Annotated in this window: 14 protein-coding genes; 11 read left to right on the top strand and 3 right to left on the bottom strand. The window is 70.7% G+C overall.

Annotated features, from left to right (window positions below):
- Nucleotides 1-16 precede the first annotated feature (16 nt).
- Nucleotides 17-808 (top strand): SDR family NAD(P)-dependent oxidoreductase, encoded by a 792-nt coding sequence (locus ACV530_RS22375; protein WP_494334375.1) that lies wholly within the window; start codon nt 17-19, stop codon nt 806-808.
- Nucleotides 809-896: 88 nt separating this feature from the next.
- The gene (locus tag ACV530_RS22380) at nt 897-2,660 is read left to right on the top strand and encodes a hydroxysqualene dehydroxylase (protein WP_494334376.1); all 1,764 of its coding nucleotides are present in this window, start codon (nt 897-899) and stop codon (nt 2,658-2,660) included.
- On the opposite strand, the gene ACV530_RS22385 is transcribed toward ACV530_RS22380, so the two are convergent.
- Nucleotides 2,657-3,760 (bottom strand): alpha-hydroxy acid oxidase, encoded by a 1,104-nt coding sequence (locus ACV530_RS22385; RefSeq protein ID WP_494334377.1) that lies wholly within the window; start codon nt 3,758-3,760, stop codon nt 2,657-2,659. The genes ACV530_RS22380 and ACV530_RS22385 overlap by 4 nt on opposite strands.
- 295 nt (nt 3,761-4,055) lie before the next feature.
- Between ACV530_RS22385 and ACV530_RS22390 the strand changes: the two genes are divergently transcribed.
- Together ACV530_RS22390 and ACV530_RS22395 are read left to right on the top strand one after the other, a co-directional pair.
- Entirely contained in the window at nt 4,056-5,486 is a 1,431-nt protein-coding gene (locus ACV530_RS22390) for a family 2B encapsulin nanocompartment shell protein (RefSeq protein ID WP_494334378.1), read from the top strand.
- A gap of 40 nt (nt 5,487-5,526) precedes the next feature.
- Nucleotides 5,527-6,384 carry a geranyl diphosphate 2-C-methyltransferase gene (locus tag ACV530_RS22395; protein WP_494334379.1) on the top strand — a complete coding sequence of 286 codons (858 nt, stop codon included), beginning with the start codon at nt 5,527-5,529 and terminating at the stop codon, nt 6,382-6,384.
- On the opposite strand, the gene ACV530_RS22400 is transcribed toward ACV530_RS22395, so the two are convergent.
- Nucleotides 6,362-6,997 carry a 2'-5' RNA ligase family protein gene (locus ACV530_RS22400; RefSeq protein WP_494334380.1) on the bottom strand — a complete coding sequence of 212 codons (636 nt, stop codon included), beginning with the start codon at nt 6,995-6,997 and terminating at the stop codon, nt 6,362-6,364. The genes ACV530_RS22395 and ACV530_RS22400 overlap by 23 nt on opposite strands.
- On the opposite strand from ACV530_RS22400, the gene ACV530_RS22405 reads away from it, so the two are divergent.
- From ACV530_RS22405 to glsA, 7 genes are all read left to right on the top strand, one after another.
- Nucleotides 6,996-7,886, top strand: coding sequence for an aminoglycoside phosphotransferase family protein (locus ACV530_RS22405; protein ID WP_494334381.1), 891 nt, complete (start codon nt 6,996-6,998; stop codon nt 7,884-7,886). The genes ACV530_RS22400 and ACV530_RS22405 overlap by 2 nt on opposite strands.
- An 88-nt stretch (nt 7,887-7,974) precedes the next feature.
- Complete coding sequence (locus ACV530_RS22410; RefSeq protein ID WP_494334382.1) at nt 7,975-8,415, top strand: hypothetical protein; 441 nt, start codon at nt 7,975-7,977, stop codon at nt 8,413-8,415.
- Complete coding sequence (locus tag ACV530_RS22415) at nt 8,412-9,056, top strand: hypothetical protein (protein ID WP_494334383.1); 645 nt, start codon at nt 8,412-8,414, stop codon at nt 9,054-9,056. The genes ACV530_RS22410 and ACV530_RS22415 overlap by 4 nt, the downstream gene beginning before the upstream one ends.
- Nucleotides 9,056-10,774 carry a putative T7SS-secreted protein gene (locus ACV530_RS22420; RefSeq protein ID WP_494334384.1) on the top strand — a complete coding sequence of 573 codons (1,719 nt, stop codon included), beginning with the start codon at nt 9,056-9,058 and terminating at the stop codon, nt 10,772-10,774. Before ACV530_RS22415 ends, ACV530_RS22420 begins: the two co-directional genes overlap by 1 nt.
- Nucleotides 10,775-11,071, top strand: coding sequence for a YrhB domain-containing protein (locus ACV530_RS22425; RefSeq protein WP_494334385.1), 297 nt, complete (start codon nt 10,775-10,777; stop codon nt 11,069-11,071). It begins immediately after the preceding gene.
- 2 nt (nt 11,072-11,073) lie between these two features.
- Complete coding sequence (locus ACV530_RS22430) at nt 11,074-12,354, top strand: YrhB domain-containing protein (protein WP_494334386.1); 1,281 nt, start codon at nt 11,074-11,076, stop codon at nt 12,352-12,354.
- Nucleotides 12,355-12,549: 195 nt separating this feature from the next.
- Entirely contained in the window at nt 12,550-14,127 is a 1,578-nt protein-coding gene (gene glsA / locus ACV530_RS22435; protein WP_494334387.1) for a glutaminase A, read from the top strand.
- Here the strand turns inward: glsA and ACV530_RS22440 are convergent.
- Entirely contained in the window at nt 14,122-15,240 is a 1,119-nt protein-coding gene (locus ACV530_RS22440) for an XdhC family protein (RefSeq protein WP_494334388.1), read from the bottom strand. The two genes, glsA and ACV530_RS22440, sit on opposite strands and share 6 nt — an antisense overlap.
- Nucleotides 15,241-15,243: the final 3 nt, after the last annotated feature.

Consider the following 15,243-nt stretch of genomic DNA (forward strand, 5'->3'; position numbering starts at 1 on the left):
GACGGGAGTACGCGACATGCAACTGCGCGGCGCGAAAGTATTGTTGACAGGAGCCACCGGCGGGATCGGGCAGGCGCTGGCGGTGCACCTGGCGGCCTGCGGCGGCGAGGTGGTGCTCACCGGGCGCCGTACGGACGTGCTCGAGCCGCTGGCCGCGAGGCTGGGGGGCCGGGCCGTCCCCGCCGACCTGGCCGACCGGGACGCGGTCGAGGGCCTTCTCGAGGCGACCGGCGAGATCGACGTGCTCGTGGCCAATGCCGCGCTGCCGTCGACGGGCCTGCTGGCCGACTCCTCCGTCGACGAGATCGATCACATGCTGGACGTGAACCTCCGCGCGCCCATCGTGATGGCGAAGCTGGCCGGGGAACGCATGGCCACGCGGCGCCGCGGCCACCTGGTCTTCATCTCCTCCCTGAACGGAAAGACGGCGTCCGCGCGGTCATCGCTCTACAGCGCCACCAAGTTCGGGATACGCGGCTTCGCCCTCGCGCTCCGCGAGGACATGCGTCCTTACAACGTCGGTGTCTCGACGGTGTTCCCCGGGATCATCAGGGACGCGGGCATGTTCGCCGACTCCGGCGCGACCCTGCCCCGAGGCGTCGGCACCCGCTCGCCGGAGGACGTGGCGCGCGCGACCGTACGGGCCATCGAGAAGAACCTGGCCGAGGTGGACGTGGCCCCTCCGCTCATGAGCCTGCTCGCCCTGCTGGGCGGTGCCGCCCCCGGCCTGTCCGCCGCCGCCCAACGCCGCGCCGGCAGCGCCGAGATCGCCGAACAGGTCGCCAGGGGTCAGCGGCACAAGCGCTGAACGCACTCTTCCGGGGCACGTGTGCCGCCCCTATGCTCCACCGCACCACGCACAACACGGATCCATTCCCAAGGGAGTTGATGGAGCGGTGGAGCGTACGGGCAGCAGCCGAAGAGGGTTCCTCGGCGGTGCGACGGTGGTGGCCGCCACGGCGGCGCTGGGCGGGACGGCGCGGGCCTCGTCCCGTTCCTCCGGAGGGCGGTCCGTGGTCGTGCTCGGCGGCGGTGTCGCCGGGCTGACCGCGGCGCACGAACTCGCCGAGCGCGGCTTCAAGGTGACGGTGTACGAGCGCAAGGACATCCTGGGCGGCAAGGCGCGCAGCATGGACGTACCCGGCACCGGGAGAGGCGGCCGCAGACCACTGCCCGGTGAGCACGGCTTCCGCTTCATACCGGGCATCTATCACAACCTGCCGGATACGCTGCGCCGTATCCCGTTCCCCGGCAACAGCAACGGCTGCTGGGACAACCTGGTCGCACCGAGCGAGATGATGTTCGCCCGTACCGGGCTCGAGGACATCCGCCTGCCCCTCCCCGGCGGCGGCCCCAGGCCGTCCCTGCCCACCCCGGACGAGATACGGCGGATGCTCACGGCCTTCTTCGAGACGTCGCTCCGCCTGCCCGCGTACGAAGTCGCGTATTTCGCGGAGCGGTTCCTGGTCTGGCTCACCAGCTGTGAGAAGCGCCGGACGATGGACTGGGAGAACGTGCCGTGGTTCGAGTTCACCCGGGCCAAAAGCATGTCGCCCGACTACCAGCGGCTGCTGTGCACCGGCATCACCCGTAACATCGTGGCGACCAAGGCCGAGGTGGCGAGCACCCGGACGGTGGCGGCCCTCCTCGAGGCATTCTTCTTCAACGCGCTGGGCCTGGGCGCCGACGGCCCCCTCGACCGGATCCTCAACGGGCCCACCAACGAAAAGTGGATCGACCCGTGGACGAAGCATCTCCGGTCCCTGGGCGTGGAGTTCCACACCGGATGGGCGGCGAAGGATCTGCGGCTCGAGGGCGGACGGATCACCGGTGCGGTCCTCGAGGAGGCGAACGGCGCCCGGCAGACCGTCGAGGCCGACTGGTTCGTGTCCGCGATGCCCGTCGAGCACGCCCGTACCACCTGGAACGCGGACGTACGGGCGGCGGATCCGCAGCTGGCCCGGTGCGACAACCTGCGCACGGACTGGATGACGGGCATCCAGTTCTACCTCACCGAGCCCACACCGATCATCCATGGCCACATCAACCACATCGATTCGCCATGGTCGATCACCTCCATCGCCCAGGCCCAGTTCTGGAAGAGCCATGACTTCCGGCGTGACTTCGGTGACGGCGCGGTCGCCGACTGCCTCTCCTGCGACGTCTCCGAGTGGGACAAGCCGGGCATCCTCTACGGCAAGACGGCCAAGCAGTGCACCCGCGAGGAGGTCGCCAAGGAGGTGTGGGCCCAGCTGAAGGCGGCCCTCAACGACACGGGCCGTACGGTCCTCAAGGACGCGACCCTGCACTCCTGGTTCCTGGACCCCGCCGTCCGGCTCGGCGGCTCCCAACCCACCAACGACGAACAGCTGCTCATCCACCCCGTGGGCACCTGGCCCAACCGTCCGACGTCCCGTACCTCCATCCCCAACTTCTTCCTCTCCGGCGACTACGTCACCGTCGACATCGACCTGGCGACGATGGAGGGCGCCAACGCCTCCGCCCGGCAGGCGGTCAACGCCCTGCTGGACGAGGCGGGTTCGAAGGCGGAACGGTGCACGGTGACACCGCTGCACCGGCCCAAGGAGCTGGAGGGGTTCAAGCGCCGGGACGAGATCCGGTGGCGGCTGGGCCTGCCCAACGCCTTCGACGTGATCTAGCCCGCGGGGCGCAGCAGGCTCGCGTCCACGGAGGCGAGGTCCGTACGGCCGCAGAGCGCCATCGCGGTCTCCAGCTCCGCGCCCAGGATCGACAGCACGTCCCGCGCGCCTTCGGCGCCCGCCACGGCCATGCCCCACAGCACGGGCCGTCCCACCAGCACCGCGCGGGCGCCGAGGGCGAGGGCGATCAGTACGTCCGTACCACGGCGGATGCCTCCGTCGACGAGCACCTCGCAGCGTCCCGCGACGGCGGAGACCACTTCGGGGAGCGCTTCGAGCGCGGTGACCGCGCCGTCCAGCTGGCGGCCGCCATGGTTGGACACCACGATCGCGTCCACTCCCAATTCGGCGGCGCGGGCGGCGTCTTCGGCGGTGAGCACGCCCTTGAGGACGATCGGGAGCCGGGTCAACGAGCGCAGCCAGGCCAGGTCGCCCCAGGTGAGGGCGGGGTCGATGCGCCGGGATATCCGCGCGGACAGTTCGGCCGGAGAATCGCCGGCCGAAGGCCTGTCGGCGGGAGCGGCGGGGAAGTTCGGATACGCCATGTCCAAAGGCGCGGTGAAGACGTTGCGCCGGTCCCGCAGCCGGTTTCCCCGGACCGGGGCGTCCACGGTGACGACGAGCGCCCGGTAGCCCGCCGCCTCCGCCCTCTTGACCAGGTCCTCGCTGACCGCACGGTCCCGGAAGACGTACAGCTGCATCCACAGCGGGCCTTGCGCCACCTGCGCGACATCTTCGAGCCGCGTCGTGGCGAACGTACTGACCATCATCAGCGCGCCCGCCTCTCCCGCACCACGGGCACAGGCGAGTTCGGCCTCGGGCGTGACCAGCCGGTGGTGGCCGGTGGGGGCGACCGCGATGGGCATGGCGACGGGGGAACCGAGCAGCGTGGTGCGCATGTCGCAGCGGGACACGTCGACCAGGACGCGCGGGCGCAGCCGGTAGCGGCGGTAACCGGCCACGTTCTCGCGCAGGGTCGTCTCGTCGCCGCTGCCGCCGTCGACGTAGTCCCACGCGGAGGGTTCGACGAGCGGCCGGGCCGCGGCGTGGTAGTCGTCCACCGTGACCAATTTGCCTGGGTCGTTCTTGTCCGCTGTCACGACGACACCTCACCAGGCACGCCTACAGGAGACAAGCAGGGTTCCGGACAGGGCAGCGTACGGGTGCCGAAGCGGAAGCCGTAGTTTTCGCGCCGTCTCGGTGCGCGAGCGGGCGAGGCCCGGACCTGCGGCGGATAACTCCCCGTGAGAGCGGAACAGTTGAAGCCGACGAGTCATGTTGGCGTGATTACGATGTGCGCTCGCGTCATCACCCTCGACCAACATCGTTACGCGCTGATTCACTTGCGCGGCGGATCTCCGAAGCCGTGCATGTGCCCTGACGGAAAGGATCAGCATGACGACCGCAGTGCCCCCGCAGGATCCGGAGCAGAGCGAAGAGAGCGCCGGGCGGGCGCAGTTGAGCCTCGGGGTCGAGGCCGCCCGGAATCTGGCGACCACGACCAAGTCCGTTCCGCAGATGCAGGGCATCAGTTCGCGGTGGCTGCTGCGGATGCTGCCGTGGGTGGAGGTCAAGGGCGGTACGTACCGGGTCAACCGGCGCCTGGTGTACGAGGTCGGTGACGGCCGGGTGACGTTCGTCCAGGAAGGGGCCGTGGTCCGGGTCGTCCCGGAGGAGCTGGGTGAACTGCCGCTGCTGCGCGGCTTCGACGACGCCGAGGTGTTGCGGGCGCTGGCCGGACGGTTCCAGCAGCGGGAGTACGAGCCGGGGCAGGTGATCACGGAGGAGGGCCAGGCGGCCGACCACGTCTACCTGGTCGCGCACGGCAAGGTGGAGCGGGTCGCCACCGGCAAGTACGGCGAGGAGGCCCGGCGCGGCGTGGTGGCCGACGGCGGACACTTCGGCGGGCAGGTGGTGGCCGAGGAGCCGGGCACGTGGGAGTTCACGGCGCGGGCGGTGACGACGTGTACGGTGCTGGCGCTGCCCCGGGCCGCGTACGAGGAGGTGTCGCGGCAGAACGAGCGGCTGCGGGCCCATGTCGCACGGCGTCAGGCCGAAGGGGACCGCCCGCAGAACAGGAGGGGCGAGGCGGACATCGCCCTCTCCGCCGGCCACGCGGGCGAGCCCGTCCTGCCGGGCACGTTCGTCGACTACGAACTCAGGCCGCGCGAGTACGAGTTGAACGTCGCCCAGACCGTCCTTCGGGTGCACAGCCGGGTCGCGGACCTCTACAACGACCCGATGAACCAGATCGAGCAGCAGCTCCGCCTGACCATCGAGGCGCTGCGTGAGCGCCAGGAGTTCGAGCTGGTCAACAACCCCGGGTTCGGGCTGCTCCACAACGCCGATTACGGCCAGCGCATCTCCACCCACTCCGGTCCGCCCACCCCGGACGACATGGACGAGCTGCTGAGCATGCGGCGCCAGACCAAGGCGTTCTTCGCGCACCCGAAGGCGATCGCCGCCTTCGGCCGCGAGTGCAACAAGCGCGGCATCTACTTCGGCGATGTCGATGTGAACGGCCACCGCCTTCCCGCCTGGCGCGGAGTGCCGATCTTCTCCTGCGGCAAGCTCGGCGTCTCGGAGCGCGGCACGACCTCGATCCTGGCGATGCGCCTGGGCGAGGACAACCAGGGCGTGGTCGGACTGCGGCAGACCGGCATCCCGGACGAGTACGAACCGGGCCTCAACGTCCGCTTCATGGGCATCAACGAGCAGGCGATCATCTCCTACCTGGTCAGCACCTACCACTCGGCGGCCGTCCTCGTGCCCGACGCGCTGGGCGTCCTCGAGAACGTCGAGGTCTTCCGCACGCCTGCTGCCTGACCCCGTCTCACGCCCACCCGACAGCACAAGGAGTCACCGCATGACCGCGCCTGCCATGACCGCCCCTGTCCTGCGCACCGCTTACCAGAAGTCCGTGGCGGAGTACTGGAACAACGAGAAGGACCCGGTCAACCTGCGCCTGGGCGACGTCGACGGCCTCTACCACCACCACTACGGCCTCGGCGACTACGCCCCCACCGTCCTCGAAGGCCCCGCCGACACCCGCGACGCGCGCATCATAGAGGAGCTGCACCGCCTCGAGACCGCGCAGGCCGACGTCCTCCTCGACCACCTCGGCCCCATCACCCCCGAGCACCGCCTCCTCGACGCAGGCTGCGGGCGCGGCGGCAGCAGCATCATGGCCAACGCGCGTTTCGGCTGCCAGGTCGACGGCGTGTCCATTTCCGAGCAGCAGGTCGAGTTCGCCAACGGCCAGGCCCGCAAGCGCGGTGTGGACGACAAGGTCCGCTACCACTTCCGCAACATGCTCGACACCGGCCTGCCCACCGCCGCCTTCCAGGGCGCATGGAACAACGAATCCACCATGTACGTCGACCTGTTCGACCTCTTCGCCGAACACGCCCGCCAACTCGCCTTCGGCGGACGCTACGTCGTCATCACCGGCTGCTCCAACGACGTCACCGGCGGCCGCTCCAAAGCCGTCAGCCGCATCGACGAGCACTACACCTGCAACATCCACCCCCGCAGCACCTACTTCAAAGCCATGGCCGCCAACAACCTCGTCCCCATGAACGTCGTCGACCTCACGGCCGCGACCATCCCCTACTGGGAACTCCGAGCCCAGTCCTCCCTCGCCACCGGCGTCGAAGACCCCTTCCTCACCGCCTACCGCGAGGGCAGCTTCCACTACCTCCTCATCGCCGCCGACCGCATCTGACCTCGCCCGTGCCCAGGGCGATCGTGGCCCGGGGCCGCATGGGTTCGTCGCCGCGCCGGGAGAGCAGGACCACCTCCTCGACCGTCGCCGACAGTGCGCCGAGCCGGGCGGCGCACTCGGCGGCGAGTTGCTGCGGGTCCTGCGTGCGGCCGAGGGACAGATGCGGAGTGAAGCGTCCGCCGCGCCCGCCGCAGAGCGGGAACCTCAGCTCCAGCGCCCGTTGGAGACGGGCCCACGGCGCCACGCCCGCCGCTGCCGGGTCGAGCCACACCGTGGCGTAATTCCGGTGCCGGAAGTACCGCACGCCTGCCAGGCGCGCGGTGAACGCCGTGCTCTCCGCCGCCCCGGCGGAGAGCAGCGGCACCGCCCGCGCGAACTCCTCCTCCGGCACGAAGCCGAACAGCAGGTTCACGTGCGGTGGCCACCGCCGCACCTGCGGGTCGTGCTCCCAGCGGATGTCCTGGATCGCCGGCCAGAGCTCCTGTGGCGGCAGCCACGCCACCGCCGTCCGGGCGGTCGGCGCCACCTCGAGCGCGTCGACCGGCTCGGCACCGCCGTACACCGGGTTGCCGTCGTCCATACCTCCATGATCCTGCACAGGAAGTCCGCTCATGCCCCCTTTCCTCACCAGCGACACCGTCCGCCGTTTCCTCTCCCTGACGTGCCCCGAGGCGGCCGCGCAGGAGATCCGGGCCGTGGACGAGGGCGGTGAGCACGCCACGTGGTGGGTGGGCTCGCGGTACGTCCTCCGCCTGGCCCTGGACCCGGACGGCACCGTCCGCCAGCGCCGCGAGATCGCCGTCCGCGACGCCCTGCGCCCCTGCGTCCACGTCCCCGTCCCGGCCAGCCGTGTGCTCGGTGAGTGGGCGCCCGGGCTGACGTGCACCCTGGACACCAGGCTCGAGGGGCTCTCCGCCGAGGTCCGCCCCGTCGCCGGCCACGGTGAGCACGATCTCGCCCGCATGCTCGTCGGCCTGCGCCAATTCCCGCTCGCGCAAGCGAAGTTGCTCGGGGTGCCCGACGAACCGGCCCGCGACCTCGCGGCTCTCGCACGCGAGGCCACTGCGGCGGGCCGAGGCCTGGCCGACGACGGCCACGCGGATGCGGAGCGGTTGGCGCTGCTGACCGATGTTCCCGCCCGTGCGGCGGAGGCGCGGCTGCTGCACTGCGATCTCAAGGGTGAGCACCTGCTCGTCACCCCCGAAGGGGGTATCGGCGGTGTCATCGACTGGACGGACGCCGCGGTCGGCGACCCCGCCGAGGACATCGCCGGTACCGTCATCTCCCTCGGCGCCCCGGCCGCCCTGCGCGTCGCCGCCCTCGCCGGGTACGACCGCGCCCACCTCGTGCGCGGCCTGTTCCTCGCCCGCGCCGACACTCTCGTCCGCCTGGCGGACCGTCTCCACGGCACCGACCCGGACAGTCCTCTGCCCCTGCTCCACGCCCAGAAGCGGCGCGCCTGGATGCCGACGCCCCTCGACCCGGTTTCTCTCGCCGACTGACGCGTATGCGAGGGTGATCCGCGTGAAAGACAACGGGGGCAGTACCGAGGCGCCGGAACAGCGCTCACGAATCACCGACTATGCGGACATGTCGGAGCTTCCGCAGAGTGAGCAGAGTGACAGGACAGAAGTCGAGGCCCGGCGGCGGGAGTTCATCGCGACGCTGGAGGCCTTCCGGGACACGGCCGTGCTCGTCCCGTACCGGGACGACGGATGGCTGACCGTCGACTTCGGCGGGGTGCGCTGGATTCTGGCCTTCTCCGACGAGGCGGCGCTCGCCCGCTACGCGCTGGCCCGGGACGAGGGCCGCGAGGAGTGGACGTACGAGACGGTGCTCGGGGCGCGGCTGCTGGACGCGGCCGTCCCGGCGGCCGGGGTGCCGTGCGGGGTGGCCCTGGACGCGGCCGACGGCGCGGAACACGCGGTGCTGCTCCCGCCGGTGGCCGGGATCGTGCCGGACACGTACGCGGTGAACAGGGGTTACTCGGGCGACGCGGCTGTCGCCGACGGGGAGGGGACGCGACGGTGAGCGAGGGCGGAAAAGACCTGGAGACGGGCGGCCTCGCCGACATCGCCAAGGGGCTGACCATGGCGCTGGCCGACCTGAAGGACCTCGGCATGGTCGGCATGGCCGGTGCGGGCCGCGGCTTCAGCCAACTGGAGCTGTCGGGACTCGAGCTGGGGCACGAGAACCTGACCGACACGTTCCACTCGTTCTGCGAGCGGTGGGAGTGGGGCGTGCGTTCGCTGGTCAACGAAGGCAACGCGCTGGCGAAGAAGACGCACATGTCGGCCGGTACGTACTACGAGACCGACCACTACCTGGAGGGGACGTTCAAGGTCGCCGTGAACTCGGCCATCGGCAACCCGCACGCGTCCGAGGATCAGGTCGAGCAGCAGGGCTGGCGCGACATCGCCTCCCAGTCCCTGCACCCGGACTACAGCAAGAAGTCCTTCGAGCAGGCATACGACAACAGTGTCCAGGGCTGGAAGGACGCCGGCCGGGACGTGATGACCTCGCACACCATGGGCCCGATGGGCCTCAACCCGGAGAACCTGCACAAGGCGTTCGGGGTGTCGGACGCTCAGTACAACAAGATGCTCGACGACAACTTCGGCCCCTCCCCCGAGGAGCGGGCCCGCACGCAGCAGGGCGGGGGTGAGGGCTGATGGGCATCCTCGGGGACCTCAAGGACGGCCTGAACTCGGGCCTGAGCAAGGCCGAACACGGCCTCCACGCAGGCGAGAAGCTGGTCGGCAAGGGCATCGACTGGGGCGCCCACAAGGTCGGCGACGGCCTCGACGCGGTCGGGCTGCACGACGCGGCCCACGCGGTGGACCACTGGGGCGACGAGGTCGCCTCCGACCTCGGGGCCACTCCCGGCGAGCAGCAGCTCGGCGAGTCCGACCACGCCGAGGACCTCATCCACGGCAACCCGAAGAAGATCCAGGAGACCGCCAAGCACCTGAAGACCTTCTTCACCGCCTTCGACAAGGTCGGCACCGGCATGAAGAAGGTGGACTCCGCGGGCTGGAAGGGCGAGGGCGGCGACGCCTTCCGCACGAAGTTCGAGGCGCACCCGGCGAAGTGGATGCACGCGGCCGACGCCTGCGAATCGGCCGGAGGTGCGCTGGAGAATTTCGCGCACACCGTGAAGTGGGCGCAGGACGAGGCCCATACGGCCATCGAGTTGTACAAGAAGGGCAAGAAGGCGTCCGAGGACGCCGTCACGGCGTACAACAAGCGCATCGCCGACTACAACTCCAAGGTCAAGGCGGACCAGGACCCCGGCCCCGTGCCCGAGCCGTTCCACGACCCCGGCAAGGAGGACCGGGAGGCGGCTCGGGAGAAGCTGGCGGCCGCCCGCAAGCAGCGCAACACCGTGGCCTCGGAGACCGCCGCCAAGGTCAAGGCGGCCCTGGCCCACGCACCGGCCGAACCGCCGCCCCTCGACCGGCTCGGTGCCGATGCCGTCGACGGCTACCAGGCGGTCAACCTGGAGCTCACCCATGTCGCCGGCGGTGTCGTCAAGGGCACGGCCGGACTGCTCAATTTCGTCCGCGGGCTCGACCCGATGGACCCGTACAACCTGACCCACCCGGCCGCGTACCTCCAGGGTGTCTCGACGACACTGTCCGGCCTGGTCTCCACCGCGGCCCACCCGGAGCGGGTGGTCAAGGCCGTCGTGGACGGCTTCGAGAAGGACCCGTCGGAGTTCACCGGACGCCTCATCCCCGAACTCATCGGCACCAAGGGCGCCGGCCTCGCCCGGGGCGCCCTCGCCCGGGGGATCGAGGAAGGGGCGGCGGAGAGCGCGGCCGCCAACATGGCGTCCAAAGGCCTGAAGTACGGGGACGAAGCCGCCGGGGCCGGGGCGAAAGACTGGAATGGGCTTGCGCGCAGCACGGACCACGTGTCGGAGAAGGCCATTCACCACGACTCCGTCGACCCGAAAGTGGCCCAGGAGTTCCTCGACGACCAGTACCCCTGGATGAGGGACATGAACAACCATTGGCAGGACGGGTACACGCAGAACTGCGGGTACACCACGGTGACCGTCGATCGCCGCCTCGATGGCATCGAGGCCAGCGCGGCGCGCCGGGAAGGCCCTGGTCACCTGCCGGTGGATCAGCTCGGGGTCAAGGACCCGGCGACCGCCTGGCGCAAGGCGGACAGCTACGATGACATCATTCGCGACCTGCAGGCGCGGGGCGAGGGCTCGAGAAGCGCCGTCTTCATCGGGCGAGGCGATTCCGGGCATTTCTTCAACGCGGTGAATACCGAACATGGAGTCGTGTTCCTCGACGGCCAGAGCGGAAAACTGGGCCTGCTGGAGAAAAACGTGAAGGAAATCATGCACGTCCCGTACCGCGATGGAGTTCCGTAAATGCTGAGCAGAACCGAAGCGGTGGACGCTGCCGCCGCCCTTCTCCGGAAGGTGTATCCCGAGAAGGCGGACTCCTTGGTCATGCTTCCGGAGAAGTGCGAGGAGCACCCCTACGGCTGGGTGGTCGCCTTCGACTTCAAGGAGCACATCGAGACCGGGGACTGGCTCCAGTCGCCGGTCACCAGCGTTGTCATCGTTCCGCACAGCGGCGAGAAGCCCCACTTCCCGCCCAGCGTCTTTCCGGTGGCCGACTACATGAACCGACGCGCTTCGGGCGAGTGGCCCCCCAAGGAGTAACCGTGACAAGTCCGGATCAACGCGCAGCGGCCTGGCTGCACGGCACCTACGGCGGCCTCGTCGAGCTCGCCGCACCCCACCCCGTGCACGAGACGGCCGCCGCCTGGCTGTTCGCCTGCCGCACCCTGAACCAGCCGGGTTACCCGGCGACGCCGATGCTCGCGGCCTCCGTCGTCGTGCCGAAGGACGGCGGTTCCCCGTTCCATCCGGCGCCGAGCGCCCCGCTCGCGGATCTGGAGCCGGTCCCGCCGCAGGAGGCGGCCGCCAGGGTCGAGGACCAGACCCGGCGCATCAACGCCCGGGGCTGCGCGGTCGCCCTGCACTCGGCGATCGGCGGCGCGCCGTCCGTTCCCCTGCCGTGGCGGCCGTCCGACGAGGCACCCGGCTGGTGGGCGCGGCTCAACCGCCGCTATTTCCCCGGCTTCGAGCCGGTCCGGGCGGGCGACTGGGACGACGTGATCAGGGCGGTCGCCGAGCCGGGCCCGGACACCCGGGGTCTGGTCTGGGTGCGGCGCGGGATCGGCGGCGAGGAGGCCACCGGCAACCTGCTGTACGCACACAACAACAAGGGCCGGGTGGTCCTGCTGGACGGTCTGACGTCGTCGCTGGCGCGGCTCGACACGTCGCTGGTGCGCGAGTTGGTGCTCGTACGCGCGTTGCCCGGAGCTCCGTCGCGGCACCCGTGGGAGCGGGCGGCGCAGGACTTCGCGTCCGCGGTCGCCAAGGCCCGGCTCTGGCTCGACGACGCCTACCACGGCCGGGTCGAACTGGCCGCGCCGACGGCGCGGGACGAGACCCGGCGGGGCTGGGTCTTCTCCTGCAACACCAAGCGGTTCCTGCACGACGGTCATTGGCAGGACGCCCTGCTCGACGCCACGCTCGTCGTCCCCAAGGACGGGAGCGCGCCGTTCGGCCTGCCGAACGCGGACCCCTGGGGCTGGCTCGCCCGTTGGGACGCGGGCGAATCGGGCCTCCCCGGCCCGCCGCCGCCCGGCCGGGCCCCCTGGTTCGAGCCGACCCTCGCGGAGCTGGGCCCGGTCCTGTCCGTCTCCGAACACGAGGACTGGCAGGGGGCGTTGGACGCCCTCTCCGCCCTGCCCACCGGAGCCCGCGCCCTGGCCTGGGTCCGCCGTACGGACGGCCGCGGCCGGGAGGCGGTGGGGTGGCTGGTGAACGCCCTCAAGACGGAGCAGGGCGTCGTCCTGATGGACGGGGCGTCGGACGCGCCGGTGTCGCTCGACATGACGGGAGTCGAGCGGCTGCACGTGATCCGGTACCGGTGAGCGGCTGAGCCCAACACTCATATGGCGCACGGGAATCAGTACGCGCTGGCGCCTGCATCCGCACCACCGGCCCGAGTACACAGACCCGCTATCAGGCTGGTTATCGTCGCCGGTGGCCGGAAATCATCGGTGCGGTGGGGGGTTCTGGGGTCTGCGCGCTCCTGAAGATCGACTGAAGATCGACGGAGGGGTGCCATGCCTGCCGACCGGAGCAGCGGAATCCGTACGGACGCCCTCGGCTGCTTCGCCCAGGAGGCGTCCGGCCGGTTCTCTCCCGACCGGCTGCTGAAGGTGCTGCGCGAGGCGGGCATTCTGCCCGACGACCCCAGGGTCACCGAAACGGTCGCCCAACTGGACAGCATCCGGCCCGCGTTGTCGGATGCCGAGCCGTCGCTGCTGAGCGCGGAGGAGTTCACCGCCGCGACCCGGCACAACCGGGGCATCATCGAGCGGGCCGTCTGCGGGGAGCTCGCCGTTCCCGACTTCCCCGCGCTGGTGGGCGACCTCCGGCGCATCTACCAGGAGGTCCGCGCCGACCGGAGCGGCGCCGTCGCCACGTACATCCCCCAGCTCGCGCGGGTGGACGCGGACCAATTCGCCATCTCGGTGTGCACGGTGGACGGACAGCGCTTCTCCATCGGCGACGCCGAGGTGAACTTCTGCCTGCAGTCGGTGTCCAAAACCGTCAGCTACTGCCTCACCCTCGAAGAGCACGGGACCGACACCGTCCACCGCCATGTGGGAAGGGAGCCCAGCGGCCAGGGCTTCAACGAGCTGACCTTCAACAAGGCGGGCCTGCCGCACAACCCGATGATAAACGCGGGCGCCATCATGAGCTGCGCGCTCATCCAGCGCGGCCTGGCCGCCGCGGACCGCTTCGACTATGTGGCCGAGACCTGGAAGCGGCTCGCCGGCGGGCGCGGTGTCGGTTTCAACAATTCCGTGTACCTGTCCGAGCGCAACACCGCGGACCGGAATTTCGCACTCGGCTATTCGATGCGGGAACGCGGCGCGTTTCCCCCTGGCACGGATCTGCTGGCCACCCTGGAGTTCTACATCCAGTGCTGTTCCATCGAGGTCGACGCACGGCAACTGGCCATCGCGGCGGCCTCCCTGGCCAACGCCGGAGTGTGCCCCCTGACGGAGGACCCGGTGTTCTCCGCCCAAACGGTGCGCCATTGCCTGTCGTTGATGTCCTCGTGCGGGATGTACGACTTCTCCGGGGAGTTCGCCTTCACCATCGGGCTGCCCGCCAAGAGCGGCGTCTCGGGCGCTCTGATGCTGGTCGTACCCCAGCTGATGGGCATCGCCATCTGGTCGCCCCGCCTGGACAGTCACGGGAATTCGGTACGCGGGATCGAGGTCTGCCGGCGGCTGGTCGACTGTTACAACGTACATACCTACGACCTGCTCACGGGCCCCGGCGCCGAGACGGGCAAGCGCGACCCCCGTCTCAAGCGCCATCAAAGTGCCACCGAAGGCATCGTGGGCCTGTGCTTCGCCGCCAGCAGGGGCGACCTCAACGAAGTCCGCCGGCTGGCCGCCTGCAACGTCCCGCTCGACGCCGCCGATTACGACGGACGCACCGCCCTGCACCTGGCCGCGGCCGAGGGGCACCGGGGCACCGTGGAGTTCCTCCTGTCCAGGGGAATCGACCCGCGGCCGGTGGACCGCTGGGGCGGTACGCCCCTGGACGACGCCAACAGATCCGGACACCAGGAACTGGCCCGGCTCCTGGCCGAGGCGGCCGAGGCCGCCGAGGCCGTGTCATGAGACAGCGCGGTGGATCGGCGTGCCGGTCCCCGTGAGCGGGAGGCCGGTGGCGCCGTGGCGGACGGCGACGATCTCCGCGGCGATGGACAGGGCCGTCTCCTGCGGGGTGCGGCCGCCGAGGTCCAGGCCGATGGGGGCGCGCAGCCGGGCCAGTTCGCGGTCGGTGACGCCGGCTTCGCGCAGCCGCCGGACGCGGTCGTCGTGGGTGCGGCGCGAGCCCATCGCGCCGACGAACGCGGCCGGGAGGCGCAGGGCGACCCGCAGCAGCGGTACGTCGAACTTGGCGTCGTGGGTGAGGACGCACAGCACGGTCCGGGCGTCGGTGGTGGTGCGGTTCAGGTAGCGGTGGGGCCAGTCGACCACGACGTCGTCCGCCTCGGGGAAGCGGGCCGCCGTGGCGAACACGGGGCGTGCGTCGCACACGGTGACGTGATAGCCGAGGAACTTGCCGATCCGGACCAGCGCCGCCGTGAAGTCGACCGCCCCGAAGACGATCAGGCGCGGCGGCTCGAGGCCCGACTCGACCAGGAGTGTCACGCCGCCGGGGCAGTGCGCTCCGTCCTCCGACAGTTCGACGGTGCCGGTGCGGCCCGCGTCGAGCAGCGCATGCGCCTGGGCGGCGGCCGTGCGGTCCAGCTCCGGCACGCCGCCGAGGCCGCCGTCGTACGAGCCGTCGGGGCGGACGAGCAGGAGCCCGCCCCGGAGTCCGTCCGGGCCGCGGACGACCCGGGCCAGGGCCACCGCCTCGCCCCGGGCGGCGGCCGTCAGCGCGCGGGCGAGGACGTCGCGGCCCGGGGCGGCGGCGGGGAACGGGGCGGCCACGACCTCGAGGGTGCCGCCGCAGGTGAGGCCCACGGCGAAGGCGTCGTCGTCGCTGTAGCCGAACCGTTCCCGCAGCACCGTCCCCTCTTGGAGCGCCTGGACGCACAGGTCGTACACCGCCGCTTCGACGCAGCCGCCGGAGACGGAGCCGACGGCCCGGCCGTGGCTGTCCACGGCCAGGGCCGCGCCGGGGCCGCGCGGGGCGCTGCCGCTGACGGCCACGACGGTGGCGACGGCGAAGTCCCGGCCTTCGGCGGCCCATTGGGCCAGTTCATCAGCTATGTCCAGCACGTT

It is taken from the genome of Streptomyces sp. SX-6, from assembly GCF_059089585.1.

Bases quoted from the DNA above. Each gene is read 5' to 3' on its own strand.
- ACV530_RS22390 (WP_494334378.1), top strand. From the start codon at position 4,056: ATGACGACCGCAGTGCCCCCGCAGGATCCGGAGCAGAGCGAAGAGAGC.
- ACV530_RS22405 (WP_494334381.1), top strand. From the start codon at position 6,996: ATGCCCCCTTTCCTCACCAGCGACACCGTCCGCCGTTTCCTCTCCCTG.
- ACV530_RS22395 (WP_494334379.1), top strand. From the start codon at position 5,527: ATGACCGCGCCTGCCATGACCGCCCCTGTCCTGCGCACCGCTTACCAG.
- ACV530_RS22410 (WP_494334382.1), top strand. From the start codon at position 7,975: ATGTCGGAGCTTCCGCAGAGTGAGCAGAGTGACAGGACAGAAGTCGAG.
- ACV530_RS22375 (WP_494334375.1), top strand. From the start codon at position 17: ATGCAACTGCGCGGCGCGAAAGTATTGTTGACAGGAGCCACCGGCGGG.
- ACV530_RS22425 (WP_494334385.1), top strand. From the start codon at position 10,775: ATGCTGAGCAGAACCGAAGCGGTGGACGCTGCCGCCGCCCTTCTCCGG.
- glsA (WP_494334387.1), top strand. From the start codon at position 12,550: ATGCCTGCCGACCGGAGCAGCGGAATCCGTACGGACGCCCTCGGCTGC.
- ACV530_RS22400 (WP_494334380.1), bottom strand. From the start codon at position 6,997: ATGAGCGGACTTCCTGTGCAGGATCATGGAGGTATGGACGACGGCAAC.
- ACV530_RS22420 (WP_494334384.1), top strand. From the start codon at position 9,056: ATGGGCATCCTCGGGGACCTCAAGGACGGCCTGAACTCGGGCCTGAGC.